Below are 19364 nucleotides of genomic sequence, written 5' to 3' on the forward strand. Positions count from 1 at the left end.
CCAACCTACAAATCAAGAGTTTTTTCGATTTGGACAAGGTATTGTTACATAGATTGAATTTTTAACGCCAACTTAACTTATTGTTAATGTTTTTTTGCTTTTTAATCGCTTTAACCCTACACCAAGACCAATTCCTGTTATAGAACCAAGAATAGTACCACTCCCTGAAATATCCCAAGGCACAGGCACAGCCACAGCTGTAGCGAACCATCGGTTGCGATTATTCCAGTTATCTATGTTGTAGGAGTGTTGAACTTCTCCTATATATGGAAGTTGGGTTGAATTGTTCGGCTGTATTGACGCTAAACTTAGAATAGTGTTCGGCCTTGCATATACGTTTGGATTCTGGGTTGCGTAAGCGAAGTACACTCCTGCCCAATCATTCCCATTTATTCCAGTCGGATTCACGTAACAACCGCCTAATTGACAACCAACAACACTAGCCAATCCATTAGCAAGAGATTTATTTCCCCACAACGCATTAAGTGAAGTGTTCAAAGCGTTTGTGCCGGAAAAAGCATCATTGCCATTGAAACTGTGTTTAGTTACATCGTACTTTAAACCATTATAGGTAAAAACAACAGCACCAGCAGGGGAAGCATAACCAATTGCCCCAGCCAAGGTAGCACCAGCGATAGCTATACAAACTTTTTGGTTGATGAACATGGTGTTCAAAAATAAAATAGTTAACACGGACAAAGTTTAATACTATGTGACCATAAATATTGAATCTCATAACAATATTTTACACTTAAAGACATAGTAACCCCAAAATAACAAAATTAGCTGGCAAAGACAATCTTCCTGAACCAGTCTACATAGCTCGTATGTTGACACAAAAAATTCTCTAAATATCGCAGTTTACCTCACTTGGTCGTACTCACAATGCTTATACAGCCTTTGAACCATCCTAATTTGGCTACAGTATTGACAAATTTAATTATTTCTAATTGCAGATTTTTAGAACAAAACTGTTCCCAGTTAAGAGTTAAGAGTTCCCTACCCTGACAGACAACTTTTTCAAAAACTCCTAATTATCAAAAACCATGGTACAATAAATAGTTATCTAAAACAGTGCTGGGTGAAGAACGTAGAGACAAAACTCAGCACACCTACACACTCAGCACTAAAGAACTCTAGTTTATGGCATTGCCAATTGTTGCAATTATCGGTCGCCCCAATGTGGGCAAATCTACCTTTGTTAATCGTCTTGCCGGAGATCAAACGGCAATAGTCCATGATGAACCAGGGGTAACACGCGATCGCACCTATCGTCCAGCTTTTTGGAATGATCGGGAATTTGTGGTAGTGGACACAGGTGGCTTGGTTTTTAACGATGACACCGAATTTCTCCCCATGATTCGCCAACAGGCGTTAACAGCACTTTCAGAAGCTTGTGCTGCTATTTTTGTTGTGGATGGACAAGCTGGTTTGATGCCCGCAGATGAAGAAATTTCTGAATGGTTACGTCAACAACCAGTACCCGTATTACTGGCTGTGAATAAATGTGAATCTCCAGATCAAGGGGTGATTCAAGCTGCTGAATTTTGGGAATTGGGACTAGGTGAACCTTTCCCCATTTCCGCGATTCATGGTAGTGGGACAGGGGAAATTCTGGATGAGTTAATGAATCACATTCCTCTGATAGTAGAAGAAGAGGAAAATAAGGAAATTAAAGTTGCCATTATTGGTAGACCAAATGTGGGGAAATCCAGCCTACTCAATGCGTTTGTTGGTGAATATAGAGCTATTGTCAGTCCTATTTCTGGAACAACTAGAGATACAATTGATACAGTAGTTGAACGAGGTGATCAAACCTATAGGTTAATTGATACTGCTGGTATTCGCAAAAAGAAACATATAGAATACGGGACAGAATTTTTCAGTATTAACCGCGCTTTCAAAGCTATTCGCCGCTCTGATGTGGTTTTATTAGTGATTGATGCCGTAGATGGCGTAACTGAACAAGATCAAAAATTAGCAGGTCGCGTTTTAGAAGAAGGTCGCGCTTGTGTTATTGTTGTCAACAAGTGGGATGCTGTTGAGAAAGATTCGTATACCATTTATGATCATGCAAAAGAGTTAGAATCACGCTTACACTTTACAGAATGGGCAGATACCATTTATGTTAGTGCTGTTACGGGACAACGGGTAGAAAAGATTTTAGAATTGGTAAATACAGCGGCTGAGGCACACAAACGCCGTGTGAGTACATCAGTAATTAATGAAGTGCTAGAAGATGCTATAAGTTGGCATTCACCACCGACTTCACGGGGCGGTCGTCAGGGTAAGATCTACTATGGTACTCAGGTGAGTAGTCAGCCTCCTTCTATCGCGCTGTTCGTTAATGACAATACCCGCTTTAATGATAATTATCGCCGTTACATTGAACGCCAATTCCGAAAACAGTTAGGCTTTCAAGGTACACCCATTCGGCTATTTTGGCGCAGTAAGAAAGTTCGAGACGTGGAAATTGGCGGTCCAAACCGAGCTACTCGTGTAAAATAGGAAACGTAAGGAGTCAGGAGTCAGGAGTCAGTTAGGAAGCCAAAAAGGAAGCCAGGGAATAAATTCCCTGTCTAAAAGCTAAAGTCGGTTAAAACCGACTGTGTTATGTTTATTTATTCTAGAAATAGGATAAATTTTGATTTTGAGTTAATCAGAGTGCGTTTTAACGTACTTTAGCTATTAGACCGGAGTTTTATTTCCGGGTGGCTTACTGACCAATGACAACTGACCAATGACAACTGACAAAATATGGATTTATTGCGATCGCTTCCTCTCGGACTTTACTTAGAAGAACCGCAAACTTGGTTACATAAACTCGACCCGCGAGTTAAGTTAATTTGGTTATTGAGCTTTCTGAGTAGCTATATTGTCGCTAATAACTATTGGCGGGTATTATTGGTATTACTGCTAATTACTTTTACTGTATTTGCCAAAATTCCCCTGCGAGTATGGCGACAACAAATGGGCTGGTTGTTGATATTATCATTTATGGTATTAGTCATTGCCTCCATTAGTCCTGATGGATTAGGTGTAAGTTATCAGTCTCGCTTACCTGCAAATGAACAAATCCTCACCCAACCAATAACTGATAAAAAGATCCAAGTTACTCCCGAATTAGCAGATAGTAATAAAGAATATAGCTATGTGCTATTTGATAAAGGATTTGTGAAAGTAAATCGCCGTTCTTTGGATTTGGCAATTAGCTTGAGTACAATGGTTTTTACATTAATCTACAGCACTAATTTATATTTGCTCACAACTGCACCAGAAGAAATTACTTCGGGAATGGAAAGTTTAATGCAGCCGTTGAGAAGGTTCAATATTCCCGTTACAGAAATTACCCTGACGTTAACTTTATCTTTGCGGTTTATTCCCCTAGTTTTAGAAGAAATCCAAAACCTAGTGCGTTCTGTAATGACTAGGGCAATTAATTGGAAAAAGCTAGGATTAAAAGGAGGGGCAAAAGTTTGGTTAATTGTGACTGAGAGATTATTAGAAAATCTGCTTTTGCGGGCGGAACAAATGGCAAATGCGATGATGGTAAGGGGTTTTACGAGTCCTAATGAACATCGAGTTAAATGGCAAGAGTTAAAGTTGAAAATGGGTGATTGGTTAGCGATCGCCACTTTAATGATATTTTGGGTAATTAGAATAGCCTTTGGTGCTGATGTTTCTTAACTGATATTATTGATCACCCAGAAATACTGGGTGAGGTAATTGATTATTTTTTAGTGCTGAAAATGGTAGTAAACATCATTAACATCCCCCCTGCCAAAATAATCATTGCTAATCCTCCAGTCACTAAATCCAAAGTATTACTATCTATGGTCATATTATTCATGCTCCTCTAAATTATACATTATGAATAATAATACACAATTACAAATTATTCTTTCTAATTCTATTATTGCCACCGTCTTACCTGCAATAGCCCAACTCGATTTACCTAACTGGTGGTTGGCTGGAGGTGCAGTCAGAAACACAGTTTGGCGTTCTCTGTTTGGGCAAGAATGTGATTTATTTGTTAAAGATTTTGATATTGCTTTTTTTGATCATGTAGGAAACCGTGAACAAGAATTATTTGCTAAGTCTACTTTGAAAACACAATTTCCTGAACAGGAGTTTGATGTCAAAAATCAAGCCAGTTTTGGAAATTGGCGGGCTGGAAATATGATTTTTAATAGTACAGAAGATGGGATTACAAATTGGTTACATACGGCGACTGCTGTAGGAGTTAGGATGACTAAACAGGGAGAATGGCAATTTTTTACTCCCTACGGTTTAGATGATTTATTTAAGGGGATTATTCGACCAACACCAATACATATTAATAATCCAGATGCTGATCAAAAAGCAGCGGTTTTTTTGCAAAAATGTTCTTGTCTGCGGTTGGGAAAGGATGAGTTATGATTTATTAACATGGGCGACTAGAAGTCGCGGCTAAACAGACAAAACCCACCTGCGTAGGTTTAAAAACACTGTGAACACACAATAAATTAAATTTTCCAGGAATAGTAATATGTATCAAACAGATCCACCCCGTTCACCTCAAGAAGTGTTACCAACGATGTATGATCTCAAAAGTGAAGATCCAGAGGAGAAAGGTTTGCCTGATCAATTTCATTTATTACAACCTCGTTTATTAGACGAAACTTTTAATTCTCCTACCTATCCTAGCAACAAAATATTTACCGCTAGTGACATGAATCTTTATTATGATCCTCATCATCCAACATGGTACAAAAGACCAGATTGGTTTGTATCTGTGGATGTTTCTCCTCTTTATAAAAATGGTGATTTACGTTTAAGTTATGTAGTTTGGCAAGAGGGAATTACTCCTTTTATTATAGTTGAATTACTATCACCAGGAACTGAAAAGGAAGATTTAGGACAGACTTTGCGGAATGTGGAAAAACCGCCTACAAAATGGGAAGTTTATGAACAGATTTTAAGGATTCCCTATTATGCTATTTTTGACCGTTACAAGTATGAATTTAGAATGTTTAAATTAGATGGTGGTCGTTATGCAGAAATAGATTTATCATCATCAGATTCTCGTTTTTGGATACCAGAAATAGAATTAGGTTTGGGAGTTTGGGAAGGAACTTATAATAATATTCAGCAGCCTTGGTTACGCTGGTATGATGTTTCTGGTAATTGGGTTTTGACTCCAATAGAACAAAAGGAAAGGTTGATAGAACAGTTAAGAAAGTTGGGTGTTGAACCTGATATTTAATTTGTCTGAATCAGGATTTACAGGATTTAAGGATTTGCAGGATTTAATAAAGACTAATATAAACACAGGTGAACCATGAGGGAAATTGGTTTTGTAAAGTGGTTTGGTGGGTATGACTCCACAAGAGGAAGAGAAAATAATTTTGGGTATATTCAACGTGAAGATGGATCACAAATAAAAGTCTATAGAGAGCAAGTTCGTTGTGAAGAAACTTGTTTAAGCGAGGGAATATTAGTCACATTTAATGTAAAAATAAATCCGCAAACTAATAAAGCAATAGCTAAAAACTTAAATTTATTTAAGGAAGTTGGCAAACTTAAAAATTTTTGTAACTCTACTCATCCCAATAATTATTGGTTTATAGATTCTGATTATCAAGATAATATATTAGTACATAAAAAAGAAATTAATTGTTCCGAATTAGATTTACAATCTGGAAGACTTGTGAAATTTGAATTGCAACAAGATGGCAATGAATGTAAAGCAATAAATGTACACTTACTTAATAAAGAAGAAACAGATTCAGATATTATTGAACGTTGTCTGAGCCACAAAGATCCTAGATTTTGTGCTTTTGGACTTTGGGGTTATCTCAATAATCATTCTCTAGATGAAGCTGTATCTTTAGCATCTCAAAAATTAAACAGATACGCATTATGGGAAAAACGACGTTTTTTACGTGATCTACCAGAACCTATATCGCTTTACTTTGAAGTTGAAAGTCTTACACCAGTATTACCTGATAAAGATCAACGTCAACTATTCTTACAAATTTTAAGGGACGATTTCACTAAAGAAATAGATGATAGTTTACGAGAAGACATATTTAATATAATAAACAAGTCTCAAAATCTTAAGTCAAATTTATGCAATAAGGTTATAAATAAGTTGTATGAATTATATTTAGATGCTCCAGAAAATCGTAAAAAACTGAATCAAGAACTACAGATCAAATGCTTAATTGAACTTATAAGTCATGTGCAAAATGATTCTCATATTAAAGAAACACTATTAAATGATTTGCAAGATATTTTAGAAGTTTCAGCATCAATTTCTCTGTGGGGCGTAATACCTAATTATATTATTCTAGAAAAACAGATTTGGACCATAGCACCGCGAGATAGACGTATTGGAATACTTGTTAGTCAAATTAGTAATCAAAAAGATTTAAGTCATCAAGATAAATTTTTAGAAATTGCTAAAATACTTGAAGAATCTGCACTAGAAGAAATTCCTTCACTAATTTCCATATTTCAAGATAAATATTGGATTAAAAGTCACGATGCTATTTTAATATTTTTACCATCTATTGAACAAATTACTATCCTTGTAGAAAAATTTAAGAATAACGTTAATGATCATGAATTTATCATAGCTAGAATTTCACAATTACTGACTGAAAATTTAAACAATAATCTTCTGAAACTGTTGTCTTTACTATCAGAGAGTGTAAAAAAATGCGATGAAATATTAGAGTTTTTACCAGCACACGAGAAAGTTAATATACTTTTATCCAAGCTTAAAAAAGAAGATGCAGTAGAAAATAAAGATATTATCCTAAAAATAGGAAATATTCTTAAAACTTTTTCTATTAAAGAACAGATTGAATTAATAGAAAGACTACCAAAATGGTTAAAATATCAAGAACCCATACTTCAATGTTTTTCTTTCTTACCTCCAGATGAGCAAGTTAATTTAATATGGTCATTAATAGAATCTGATGACTTATCCTTTTGGCGTTATTTATCGAGAAAAGCAAAAATAATGTGTGTTTATCGGTTGGAGAAAGAAAGTAAAAATACATCTAACTTTCTAAATGCACTGAATAAAATCATAAAAAGTTATCCAGAAAATGACTCTTTGGTTAGATGCGTACTCAACATTATATGGGTGAAAGAAAATCAAAATAGTGCTAATCAAGTTTTTCAAAAAGTACATGACCTGTTAACAGATTATGTAATACAACAAGCAAAGACTTTTTCTGAAGCTATAGATATAGACCCATTACTTCCCTTATGTAAACCTAAAAAAGTTAAATATTGTGTCGCAAAACCTTGGGCAAGAGATGAAGATAAGCAGTTAAAAACTAACCGAGTCTCTCTTGCTTACTGCCCAAGACTAAGAACAGCTTGTGATTTATTCGACTCTAAGAAAACTGATAATTCCAGTTCTGGATTATCTTATTATGGTGCGCGTCTTTATGCTGATTGTTCACAAGATTGGAGAGATTGGTCTTTACTAGAGCTTTTTGAAATAGCAGATATTGTACCGAAAATTAAGGAAATGGAAAAACCTGAAGATTATGTTCCAAAGTTATCAGGTTGGGTTAATCGCATTAATGAAATTCGGTTAAGATTAAAATGTTCCGTGTGTGAAGATACGATGCCACATCATCCCTTCTATGCTACGTTTCAGGCTAAATTCAGGGTAACAGTTTTCTCTTGTAAACATGGAATTGGTCATGACCGTAATATTTACTTAAATGACTGCTGGGGATGTGAGGCAATAATTGATAGTCGAGAAAGTAAATATAAATCACCGGAAAAAAGATATTATATTTGTATTCACTGTGGAAGTGGAGCGCAATACAGTAATATTTATACTCAAGGAGATATTTGCCCAAAATGTGGCACACCAGCAATGACAGTCAGCAAAGGAAATTATCGCTACCGTCAATGTCGTTCCTGTAATCACCAAATCAAGCTACCTAAAGATAAGAAGATAACTGGACCCCAATGCCCTCAATGTGGAAAAAGAGGAATGATGCTGACAGTTAACGAAAAAAATCAGCAAGTTCGTGTTTGTCGTTCATGTGGACATACAAATTAATTATCTTATCTCTTCCGTGAAACTAGGAGAGCCAAAATAATTTTCTAATTTATACATCAATAACCCTATGAGTTTTGACAACGTTTGTAAACTACTAGCAGAAAAATATCCCTTTGACTTTGCTAAATGGTTACTTCCCCAAGAACCAAAAACCATCAAAGTCTTAAAAACAGAATTGAGTATAGAACCAATTCGCGCTGATTTTGTCACTTTCTTACAAACAGAAAATCGCATTTTACATATTGAATTTCAAACCAACCCACAATCTAAACCTCCCATTCCTTTTAGAGAGTTAGATTATTCAGTGAGATTAATCCGTACATATCAAGTTCCTGTAACCCAAGTAGTGATTTTCTTGCAAGAAACAAATGATCCAACTGTTTTTACTGAAGAATATGTTAACGAAACAACCAGACATCGTTACCGTGTGATCAGAATGTGGGAAGAAGAACCAGAATTATTTTTGAATAGTCTGCCATTATTACCATTAGCACCATTAACCCGGACAAATTCACCCCAAGGTTTATTATCCCAAATTGCTAATAATGTTGCTAAAATTGCAGATAGGGAGACTAAACAGGATATTGCAGCTTACACAGAGATTTTAGCCGGGTTACGGTTTGAAAAAGATTTTATTCGTCAATTGTTAAGTGAGGATATTATGCAAGAATCAGTAATTTATCAGGATATTTTGCAGAAGGGAGAAGGAAAAGGAGAACAAAAAGAGGCAGTTAAATTTTGTCTAATGTTACTTAATCAACGCTTTGGACAACTTGATTCTGAAATACTTGAAAGAGTAAAAGTCTTATCGGTTGAACAGCTAGAAAATTTAGGTGCAGCGTTGTTTAATATTTCCGAAATTGCTGATTTAGTAACTTGGTTAAATCAAGAAGAACATCGCTAATAGTGATTTTTGGGTTGGGTTTTCTCAATCCAAACAAAAACTAAAAACTAGATCCCCGACTGCTTTAAGAAGTCGGGGATATTATCGGTTTAAAAATCAACCCCCCGTTTCAATTCCACACCTTGATTTGCATAGTGTTTATGACAATAAACCTCAGAGTGAATACTAGCCAAATCAAAATAAGCGGGTTGATTTTGACAGCGCCCGGTAATAATCACTTCTGTATCACGGGGTTTACGTAACAAAGCTTGGACAATCGGATCAACAGGTAACAATTCTAAATCCACAGTGGGATTGAGTTCATCGAGAATAATAGTTTTATACACACCAGAAGCGATCGCAATTTTGGCAATTTCCCAACCCCTCTCCGCTTCTATATAGTCTAAATCTTGACGAGAATTCCGCCAAACAATGGCATCACGTCCACACCGTTGATGATCTACCACTTCAGGATAAGATTGCTGTAAAGCCGCTATAGCTGCATCTTCAGTATAGCCACTCCCACCTTTGAGCCACTGCATAATTAATACACGGGTAGAACCAGGATGATTGATACCTCTCCCAATAGCTTGCAAAGCCTTACCCAAAGCACTGGTAGATTTACCCTTACCTGCACCTGTATAAATTTCAATCCCTTCAATAAAGAGTTCTGCGGCTGTGGGGTGGTGGTGGGGTTTCATTTCCGAGTGCAAATCCGCAATATCTAACAATGCTTGTGGTGCAGCGCGTCCAGTCGTGATGATTTCCAATTCTTGGGGTTTAGATTTTAACGTGTTTACCACTTCCTCCACCGATAACAAACCCAAATCCAAAACCGGGTTAATTTCATCCAAAACAACTACTGAATACAACCCGGAAGCGATCGCACCTTTGGCTACATCCCAGCCCCGTGCAGCCTCAGTTCGATCAAAAGGTGTAATTTGATCATGGCCAAAAAACTCCGCTCTTCCTGTGCGAACCTGATCAATAAGATGGGGAAACCCTCGCTGTAAAGCAGTTATCGCTCCATCTTCATCATAATCCCGTTCAGGACCTTTCAAAAACCGCAGCAATAAAACCCGGCTAGAATCACTGGGTGTATTAATGCCCAAACCAATCGAGCGCAAAACCACTCCTAAAGCTGCTTGGGACTTACCTTTCCCAATACCATCATAGACGTGAATTTGACCCGTAAGCCGCTCAGAACGCACTTGCGCTGTGCGAATACCGATACCGTTCCTTGTCATATTTTGAAAAGCTATAAAGTGGCAATTCCTTATCTTAACGAAACTAGAGTCTAGAATGTGCGGTTTTTTATCTGCGTATTACAGTTTAATGAATGTATAATACAATTAATCTAAATATCTTGGCGCACTCAGATCATAAATGTCAGAAGAATGAGATAATTGCCGATTATCCGTATTCTTTCAGTTATACTCTGTACAACTAAGTCAAAAAAATGTAATCTTCTTGTTGTTACCATTATGTCTGATGAATTATCACTACCTATAATTTTGCCCATTGGGGCGATATTTTTTGAGATATTATTCTTACTAATTGCCATTCCCCTAGAAGCTTATATTCTGAATAGATGGCTGAAGTTTGATAAAAGAACCAGCATTTTTTATGCTATAGCCTTAAATGTTTTTTCGAGTGTAATTGGCTGGATTGTGTTTTTCACAGTCGAACCAATATTATCTATCGCTATCAAAAAAGAATTGATTAATTATGTATTTTTTAATAAACTTCAAGATCCTAGCATTGGCACAATAATAGTTTTATTGTCATTTACTATTTTCATAGCGACTTTTTTAGTGAAATTTTTACTAATGAAGATCCTCATAATTTTTATGGGAGAAGGAGGAAAAAAAACAGAAACAGAAATCATTTCTTCACAGCAAAAAGCCAGTTATATGAATATGGCTAAGTTGCAAAATACTAATTTAATAACTGCAACCTTAATAGCCAATTCACTCAGTTACAGTGCCATAACCTTCATTATCCTAATTCGCTCGCTCTCGATAAAATGATCAATATTCATCATTGCATTAATTAGAGGTAATCTCATGAACTTTTTATTGAAGGAAATACGTGGCATATTTAAATATATTCAGGATTTATTTGCAGGAGTGCAAAAATTTCTGACACCTGCTAAAGCATACTCGTGGCAAACATTAATTTATTTGAGTATTTTTTCTTGGGGAATATCATATTTTGCCCTAGGGTATATCAAAGATATTATTGCCTTTTGTGGTTGGCTATTTTTATTAGCAGGAACAGCTTGGTATACTACCGATGATCCTTTAAGAGTTCCGGGAACTTTTATGCCAGTGGGGGCAGTAACAACGGGATTTTTAGTGAGTATCTTTGCTTTTGGACAAAAAGAAGGTGTATTAACACCGAATACGATAGTTATTTGGCCAACAATAGCTGCCATAGTTACAGCCATACCTAATTTCTTTGAAGGTACAGGTGGAAAATTAGCAAAAGCCAAACTTCCTAAATTACAAGATCGTCAAAAAGTTGTAGTTTTATTAGCTTGGTGTATGCTAATTAGTTGTTGGCTTCAGTTTTACTTTGTCATAGATAAATGGTTAAAAGAATATCCTAGTTTACGAGCAGATAATTTTCAAAAAAGTGCTTTTGTGATTAGATTAGAACCACCAGCCAAAAAGCCGAAAACTGGTGATTTGATCTTAAATAAATTGCAACCTTTAGTTAATCAACAAATTGCCAATAAACCTTGGGCCGAAGTAGAAAAATGGTTACTAGAAGCTAAACCGCGACTAGGAAACTTGGGGAGAAGAACGATTAATAGTAATTTAGGTCAATCTCAAGAAAGGCTATTATGGCGAGTTGAACCCCGTGTAGTCAATATTAAATCTGGATATAGACTAGATATTTTGACAATTTGGGGGGGACCTGGCGCTAACTCTCAAGGATATTACTGGAAAAAATCTTGTTTGATAGAACCATCTAACTCTGGTAAACAAACAGATAATAAAAACACCATTGCCCGTCTGACTTGCGATCGCACAAGTAAATTTATCATGGGTTCTCCACCAGCACAACAATAAGGAAGGAATAAGCAATTACTATGAATGTAATGAGAACTGTCGTCATGGCTAAGAATGTATTTCAGGAAGTGATCCGCGATCGCATCCTGTACATCATCGGTTTTTATGCCATTATCCTGGGTATTGCCTTCCGTGCCATTCCCGAATTTGCTGTCACTACTTTTGATAAAATCTTTTTAGACTTTGGTTTGGCAACCATGAACGTCATTGGTTTAATTGTGGCTATATTTATCGGCACGGGATTAGTTAACAAAGAAATTGAAAAACGGACTATCTTAGTATTAATTACCAAACCCATCAGCCGCGGTGAATTTATTGCCAGTAAATATTTAGGATTATCAGCAGTTATCGGTGTCTTAATTACTTCAATGACAATAATTTATTTAGGATTCTTACAACTTGGTCAAGTATCCTATCCGGTTACTAGCATTTTTTTGGCTACGCTATTCATCTTTTTTCAATTATGTTTAATTACTGCCGTAGCCATTACTTTAGGCGTTTTTACTAGTTCATTGATAGCTACAGCCCTAACATTTGCAGTGTATTTAATAGGGAATATTACTCAAGATCTAGTGGCATTAGGTAAATTGAGTCAGAACCCTGCTATGGAACGCATTACCCAAAGTTTATATCTGATCTTGCCAGATTTATCTAGATTAGATTTAAAAAATGATGCTGTTTACGGTTTGCAAGCACTACCTGATACAATTACATTAATTACCAATGCGGGATATGGTTTGCTTTATAGTTTTATGTTGTTAGCGATTGCCATTCTTATCTTTTTAAGACGAGAATTTTAAATAACGTCTCAACTATGATTTGTTTGATTAATTTGATTTAGATGATTATGATTAATAAATCAGAAAAATTTCTCAATAACAAATAACAAGATCCCCGATTTCTTAGAGAAGTCGGGGATCTGAAACTCTCGACCTTCAAAAATTTTGTGAAAATAATTATTGTCTATGATTCACGATTCCCCACTAAATACTACTGATAGTCTTATTTATCCTGATATTTATCATCACCAAGTTTCGTCTAATCAGCCTTTGAAACTAGGAATTATGGCTTCTGGAAATGGTAGTAATTTTGAAGTAATTGCCCAAGCTATTGCCGACGGTAAAATTAACGCCAAAATTCAAGTTCTAATTTACAATAATCCTGGGGCAAAGGCAGCAATTAGGGCTGAAAATTGGGGTGTAGAATCTGTATTGTTAAATCATCGAGACTATAAAAATCGGGAAAAGTTTGATCATAAAGTTGTCCAAACATTACAGCAGTATGATGTTAAATTCGTAATTATGGCAGGATGGATGCGATTAGTAACACAAGTTTTAATTGACGCTTTTCCTAATCGCATGATTAATATCCATCCCAGTTTATTGCCGAGTTTTAAAGGAGTGCAAGCTGTAGAACAGGCTTTAGTTGCTAAAGTCAAAATTACGGGCTGTACTGTACATCTTGTTTCTTTGGAAGTTGACAGTGGCGAAATTTTAATCCAAGCGGCTGTTCCCGTTTTACCAGATGATACATCAGAAACACTACACGCGAGAATTCAAATCCAAGAGCATCGGATTTTACCAATGGCGATTTCTTTGTTGAGTCAAAGGAAATAGACAACTGACAACTGACAACTGTACGGGCGAAGCATTTGGAGAACTATTTTTGGCAATGACCGATAATTTATCTTCCAAATGCTTCGCCCCAATCCTGAATTAGAAATTTAGGATATTTTTATGTCAGTTGTAACTAACCCAATCAAGTTTGGTACAGATGGTTGGAGGGGTGTGATAGGTGAGGAGTTTACCTTTGAACGCCTGGCATTAGTCGCAACCGTAGCAGCCAAAGTTTTACATAATACTTACTTTTCTGAAGTAGGTAGCCGGACGATTATTGTCGGTTATGACCGCCGATTTATGGCCGAAGAATTTGCCCGTGTGGTGGCTAATGCTGTCACCGCAGTTGGGTTTGATGTCCTGTTTAGCGAAACCTTTGCCCCAACTCCGGCTTATAGTTGGGCGGCTAAAGAACTCAAAGCGTTAGGGGCATTAGTTGTGACAGCTAGTCATAATCCTGGGACATATTTAGGATTAAAAGTTAAAAGTGCTTTTGGTGGTTCAGTACCACCGGAAGTTACTCAAGAGATAGAGGCTTTATTATCAGAAGAAGTTGCCCCAGCAGCGATTTCAGGTAAGGAAGAAACCTTTGATCCTTGGCCGAGTTATTGTCAAGCATTGGCGGCTAAAGTTGATATTCACAAAATCAAAGAAGTTATCAATTCTGGCAAATTAACAGTATTTGTGGATGTCATGCACGGGGCTGCGGCTGGGGGACTAGAACGATTATTAGGAGAACAAGTTAAGGAAATTAATAGCGAACGTGATCCTCTATTTGAAGGTGGTGCGCCTGAACCTTTACCAAAGTATCTTTCCCGGCTATTTACAGTCATCAAAAACCACAGGGAAATTAATAAAACCGGTTTAACTGTGGGTTTGGTATTTGATGGAGATTGCGATCGCATTGCGGCAGTAGATCAAGATGCTAATTTTCTAAGTTCTCAAATCTTAATTCCCATCTTAATTGACCATCTCACCCTCCGGCGCAACTTTCAGGGCGAAATCGTTAAAACTGTGAGTGGTTCGGACTTAATGCCCCGTGTAGCCGCATTACATAACCTTTCTATCCATGAAACGGCAGTAGGTTATAAATACATTGCTGACCGAATGTTAGCGACGCAGGTATTGCTAGGTGGTGAAGAATCTGGGGGGATTGGTTATGGTAGCCATATTCCCGAACGAGATGCTTTATTATCGGCACTTTATGTATTAGAAGCTGTGGTGGAATCGGGGTTGGATTTAGGTGAATATTATCGCTATTTACAACAACAAACTGGTTTTTCATCCAGCTATGATCGGATTGATTTACCTTTAGCAAATATGGAAGTCAGAGGGCAACTATTAAAACAGTTGCAATCTCAACCTTTGACAGAAATTGCGGGTAAAGAAGTCATTGGTTGTCAAACAATTGATGGTTATAAATTCCGTTTGGCTGATCAAAGTTGGTTAATGATTAGATTTAGCGGAACTGAACCAGTTTTACGTCTTTATTGTGAAGCGTCCACACTAGAGGAAGTTCATAAAACTCTAGCTTGGGCGAAAAACTGGGCTGAATCGAATTAATTTATAACTTTAATTCCCAGTCGGTTTTAACCGACTTTAGCTATAAGACAGGGAATTTATTCCCTGGCTATTTGTTTAGCTATCAACCGATATTTTTACAGGTTCAGGAGGTTTATCTAAATCTGTTTCTTGTTCTAATAATGGAATTGTTGTTCCCTGCAAATGATGTATTTTTTGATTATTTACATAATTAATGGCTTCTGGTAATTGCTTACCTCCTAGAGAAAATATACCATATCCTTCCTGCCAACTAAATTTTTGTTTTCCATCACTTAAAGAATGATTATAATGATAAGCGCTACTGCCTTTTAAGGTTTTCACGAATTCAGCAATAGATAATTTAGGAGGAATGGAAACCACTAAATGAATATGATCTTCAATTCCACCAATGGCATGAATTATACAACCTAAATGGTCGGCTTTACCAATTAAATAACCATACAATTTCTGTTCTATATGATTGGTTATTAAAGGTTCGCGTTTTTTCGTAGCCCAAATAATATGATAATACAATCTCCACAAAGCCATAATTGATTTTAAAATAATCAGGGGTTTATTGATTCAGGGAATACGTTTATCCAGGGAATACGTTTATCCAGGGAATAAATTCCCTGTCTAATAGCTCAAGTCGGTTAAAACCGACTAGTTTTTAAGATGTTGTTTGGGTATTTTAACAGTTTTTGGTGATGGGTTGGGGATTTTATTTGATCAGGTTTTGGGAATTTTTGGAGGTTTATCTACCAACGCTTATAAATCAATTTCCTCCTCTTAATTCCCAGTCGGTTCATTTATCCAGGGAATAAATTCCCTGTCTGATACCTAAAGTCGGTTGAAACCGACTAGTTTTTAAGATGTTGTTTGGGTATTTTAACAGGTTTTGGTGATGGATTGGGGAATTTATTTGATCAGGTTTTGGGAATTTTTGGAGGTTTATCTACCAACGCTTATAAATCAATTTCCTCCTCTTAATTCCCAGTCGGTTTTAACCGACTTTCGCTATGAGACGGGGAATTTATTCCCCGGATAAATGACTTCCGCTATGAGACGATGAATTTATTCCCCGGATAAATGGCTAAATGAATGGCTGTCTATAACCTCTTTAATAAATTCATTATTTGTTCATAACTAGCAGTATCTCCTTGAGCAAGAAATAATTGCGCTGCTCGTTGTAAGTTTTCAATTGCTTTTTGTTTGTCACCAAGTTGATAATAAACAAGCCCGCGATTACCATAGGCGTTTGCATCGTTAGGATTAATCTTGATAGCTAGGTTGAAATCATCTATTGCTCCTGGCTTATCTCCTAATTTATAACGGACAAGTCCCCGGTTGTTGTAGGCGTTTGCATCGTTAGGATTAATCTTGATCAAGTCCCCGGTTGTTGTAGGCGTTTGCATCGTTAGGATTAATCTTGATAGCTTGGTTGTAATCATCTATTGCTCCTGGCTTATCTCCTAATTCATAACGGACAATTCCCCGGTTGTAGTAGGCATTGGCATTGTTAGGATTAATCTTGATAGCTTGGTTGTAATCATCTATTGCTCCTTGCTTATCTCCTAATTCAGCACGGGCAAGTCCCCGGTTGTTGTAGGCATTGGCATTGTTAGGATTAATCTTGATAGCTAGGTTGTAATCATCTATTGCTCCTGGCTTATCTCCTAATTCATAACGGACAATTCCCCGGTTGTTGTAGGCTTGGGCATTGTTAGGATTAATCTTGATAGCTTGGTTGTAATCATCTATTGCTCCTGGCTTATCTCCTAAATCATCACGGACATTTCCCCGGCTGAGGTAAAATGCTGCACGGGGACTGAGTTCAATGGCTTTATTTATCGCTGCTGCTGCTTCTCTATATTTTTTTAAATCCCCTAAAACTCCGCACTTCTGATTATAGGAATTAGGATTACTGGGCTGGAGTTGAATGGCTTTATTTATGGCTGCTAAGGCTTTGTCCAGTTGGTTTGAATATCTATAGCCTACACTTAAATTATACCAAGCAGGAACAAAATCAGGCTTATATTTCACTGCTTGCTCAAATGCAGCTATAGCCTCTGGATATTTTTCACTCCAACCTAACGCCAAACCCTTACCATAATAAGCTAAGTGAATAAACTTTGGTTTTTGGTTAATTGCTGCTTCAAAAGCCTGTATTGCTTCTGGATAACGATTTAACCGCCACAGTTGATTTCCCCTTTCTAACCATTGACTGGCGGTAGTATTTCCTTTGTCAACATCTATTGATAATCTCGCTGTTTGAATAGAATCAGCTTTTTGTTTATTTAGTTCTGCTGGTGGGGTGGTTTCTATCTTTTGTGCTTGGGTATTCAGTCGGGTGGCTAATGCCAAAAAGGTACTCACCGGAATACCCAAACTATTACCTAATTGGATTGTCCCGCCACTACTACTATTATTATCAATAGCAACTTCTCCCTCCGTCCTACCATGAATACCAATTACCCGCCCTTGGGAGTCTAATACAGGTCCCCCACTCATGCCCCCAAAGGTGATACTACTATAAACTAATTCATATCCTCCTGTTAAGGAAATTGCGGCTTGTGATGTACCAGAACTGTTGTTATTAAAGTCTGATTGGGTAGTTTGGAATAATCCTTGTTCTTTACTAAAAATCTGTCCCAATGTGAACCGCCAAGGTGATTTATCTCCTAATTTGGGATAACCCGCAGTGAACATATATTCACCATCTTTTATGGGATAATTTGCTAAAGTTGCAACTTGATAATTTTCCTGGCTTCTAAATTTAACTACCGCTAAATCTACCCCTTCTTCTAATTTAATACTGCTTTTCTCCACAGCATATTGTTTACCATTTGGGGCGAGGATTTGATAATTAAATCCTCCACAGGGTTTTGTCGCATCTTCCCGTTCACAGAGAACATGAGCCGCAGTTAAAACGGTGTAAATATCCCCTTCCTTAGCGATAATTACCCCTGAACCATTAGCCCCGCTACTGCTATCAATTCTGACGGTGATTTGTTTAGCCTTTTGTTCTAAATCTTTTAACCAGCCTGTTAATTTTCCTTGTGATATTCCCTGTTTTTCATCTGGTATAGGTAAAGAATAAGCGGTAAGAATCTCTTGTTTTACTTGAGCTAAAAGAGTTTTGATAGGTATTCCCCAACTCAGTTTTCGCAGTTCTTGAATTTCTGTATCTGTGGGGCGTTTTCCGTCTGCATAAACATAGCCAGAATTTAACACAGGATAAGCACTTTTACCATTAATTCCCAGAAGATAGCCTCGACTATCAATAATTGCACCGCCACTCATTCCCTGTTCAATATCGCTGCTATAGCCAATTTCATATCCTTCTTTTAAACTGGGTTGAGAAATTATTCGTTGTACTGTTCCAGTTCTAAAAGCTATTTCACCTTTGCTGCTAGAATATCCAGCGGCTAAAACTTCTGTATCTTTATTAATATCGAAACTAGCAATTTCTGGAGGTAAACAATATATTTGATTAGAGGTGAATTGCAAGACGGCTAAATCTAAGTTACCAAAATTAGTATTAGGAAGAATTTGGGCTGAATAGGTTTTACCGTCAGGTGTTTTAATTTGCATTTTATTAACTCCCAGAAGTACATGAGCGTTAGTTACAACTAAATAAGAGTTTCCCTTTTTAGCAAATATTGTTCCTGAACCACCGTTATTATCACCAATTACTCTGACTGTAATTTGTTTAGCAATATTTTGGAGTTGTTGTGGTGAATATTCTCCAGTCTCACCGTTTTCTGGTTCTATATTGCAGGTAGGTGATGTAAATGTTTGAGTCAAAGAATGAGGAGGATTTGCTAATGTCAATGGAGGGAAAGATAGGAATAATAAGGAGGAAATGATAGCAATTTTGCGGTTCATGGTATTTGTTGATTGGTAGATGATTTGTAGTTAGTCAGTAGTTCATTAGTCATTCAATAGTGATTCATTTAGCCAGGGAATAAATCCCCTGTCTGATAGCTAAAGTCGGTTAAAACCGACTAATTGGTAAGATGTTGTTTGGGCATCTTATCAGATTTTGGTAATGGGTTGGGGAATTTATAGATGTTTATCTACAAATAGTTGTCAATCAATTTCCGTCCTTAATTCCCAGTCGGTTTTAACCGACTTAGGCTATAAGACGGGGAATTAATTCCCCGGATAAA

At 36.8% G+C, this 19364-nt stretch carries 16 protein-coding genes; 11 read left to right on the forward strand and 5 right to left on the reverse strand.

Annotated features, from left to right (window positions below):
- Positions 1-72: 72 nt before the first annotated feature.
- The gene (locus AN490_RS14990; RefSeq protein WP_300004866.1) at positions 73-693 is read right to left on the reverse strand and encodes a hypothetical protein; all 621 of its coding nucleotides are present in this window, start codon (positions 691-693) and stop codon (positions 73-75) included.
- Positions 694-1143: 450 nt separating this feature from the next.
- On the opposite strand from AN490_RS14990, the gene der reads away from it, so the two are divergent.
- From der to AN490_RS15020, 6 genes are all read left to right on the forward strand, one after another.
- Positions 1144-2508: a ribosome biogenesis GTPase Der gene (gene der, locus AN490_RS14995; RefSeq protein WP_213711202.1), complete on the forward strand. Its 1365-nt coding sequence runs from the start codon at positions 1144-1146 to the stop codon at positions 2506-2508.
- A gap of 249 nt (positions 2509-2757) precedes the next feature.
- On the forward strand, positions 2758-3687 hold the full coding sequence (locus tag AN490_RS15000) for a CbiQ family ECF transporter T component (protein ID WP_300004870.1): 930 nt from the start codon (positions 2758-2760) through the stop codon (positions 3685-3687).
- Positions 3688-3870: 183 nt separating this feature from the next.
- Positions 3871-4419 (forward strand): nucleotidyltransferase family protein, encoded by a 549-nt coding sequence (locus AN490_RS15005; protein WP_300004873.1) that lies wholly within the window; start codon positions 3871-3873, stop codon positions 4417-4419.
- Between the two features lie 109 nt (positions 4420-4528).
- Positions 4529-5245, forward strand: a complete 717-nt coding sequence (locus AN490_RS15010) for a Uma2 family endonuclease (protein WP_300004878.1) — start codon at positions 4529-4531, stop codon at positions 5243-5245.
- A 75-nt stretch (positions 5246-5320) separates the two neighbouring features.
- On the forward strand, positions 5321-8074 hold the full coding sequence (locus AN490_RS15015) for a cold shock domain-containing protein (protein WP_300004881.1): 2754 nt from the start codon (positions 5321-5323) through the stop codon (positions 8072-8074).
- A gap of 67 nt (positions 8075-8141) precedes the next feature.
- Positions 8142-8978, forward strand: coding sequence for a DUF4351 domain-containing protein (locus tag AN490_RS15020; RefSeq protein ID WP_300004884.1), 837 nt, complete (start codon positions 8142-8144; stop codon positions 8976-8978).
- Positions 8979-9067: 89 nt separating this feature from the next.
- Here AN490_RS15020 and AN490_RS15025 read toward each other — a convergent pair whose 3' ends face one another.
- Entirely contained in the window at positions 9068-10204 is a 1137-nt protein-coding gene (locus AN490_RS15025) for a cob(I)yrinic acid a,c-diamide adenosyltransferase (RefSeq protein ID WP_015078379.1), read from the reverse strand.
- A 237-nt stretch (positions 10205-10441) separates the two neighbouring features.
- Between AN490_RS15025 and fraC the strand changes: the two genes are divergently transcribed.
- From fraC to AN490_RS15050, 5 genes are all read left to right on the forward strand, one after another.
- Positions 10442-10987, forward strand: a complete 546-nt coding sequence (fraC, locus tag AN490_RS15030; protein ID WP_300004888.1) for a filament integrity protein FraC — start codon at positions 10442-10444, stop codon at positions 10985-10987.
- A 36-nt stretch (positions 10988-11023) separates the two neighbouring features.
- Positions 11024-12034 (forward strand): septal junction protein FraD, encoded by a 1011-nt coding sequence (gene fraD, locus AN490_RS15035; protein ID WP_213717281.1) that lies wholly within the window; start codon positions 11024-11026, stop codon positions 12032-12034.
- 20 nt (positions 12035-12054) lie between these two features.
- The gene (locus AN490_RS15040) at positions 12055-12834 is read left to right on the forward strand and encodes an ABC transporter permease subunit (RefSeq protein WP_300004892.1); all 780 of its coding nucleotides are present in this window, start codon (positions 12055-12057) and stop codon (positions 12832-12834) included.
- Between the two features lie 165 nt (positions 12835-12999).
- Positions 13000-13650, forward strand: coding sequence for a phosphoribosylglycinamide formyltransferase (gene purN / locus AN490_RS15045; protein ID WP_300004895.1), 651 nt, complete (start codon positions 13000-13002; stop codon positions 13648-13650).
- 120 nt (positions 13651-13770) lie between these two features.
- Positions 13771-15213, forward strand: a complete 1443-nt coding sequence (locus tag AN490_RS15050) for a phosphoglucomutase/phosphomannomutase family protein (protein WP_300004898.1) — start codon at positions 13771-13773, stop codon at positions 15211-15213.
- A 75-nt stretch (positions 15214-15288) separates the two neighbouring features.
- Here the strand turns inward: AN490_RS15050 and tnpA are convergent, their stop codons facing one another.
- The 3 genes from tnpA to AN490_RS15065 all read right to left on the reverse strand — a co-directional run bounded on the left by tnpA (position 15289) and on the right by AN490_RS15065 (position 19080).
- Complete coding sequence (gene tnpA, locus AN490_RS15055; protein WP_300004901.1) at positions 15289-15741, reverse strand: IS200/IS605 family transposase; 453 nt, start codon at positions 15739-15741, stop codon at positions 15289-15291.
- Between the two features lie 560 nt (positions 15742-16301).
- Complete coding sequence (locus AN490_RS15060; protein ID WP_366925045.1) at positions 16302-16643, reverse strand: tetratricopeptide repeat protein; 342 nt, start codon at positions 16641-16643, stop codon at positions 16302-16304.
- Positions 16567-19080 (reverse strand): tetratricopeptide repeat-containing serine protease family protein, encoded by a 2514-nt coding sequence (locus AN490_RS15065; protein WP_300004907.1) that lies wholly within the window; start codon positions 19078-19080, stop codon positions 16567-16569. Before AN490_RS15065 ends, AN490_RS15060 begins: the two co-directional genes overlap by 77 nt.
- Positions 19081-19364: the final 284 nt, after the last annotated feature.

Origin of the sequence: Anabaena sp. AL09, from assembly GCF_001672255.1 — a bacterium.
GTDB classification, from domain to species: domain Bacteria; phylum Cyanobacteriota; class Cyanobacteriia; order Cyanobacteriales; family Nostocaceae; genus Dolichospermum; species Dolichospermum lemmermannii.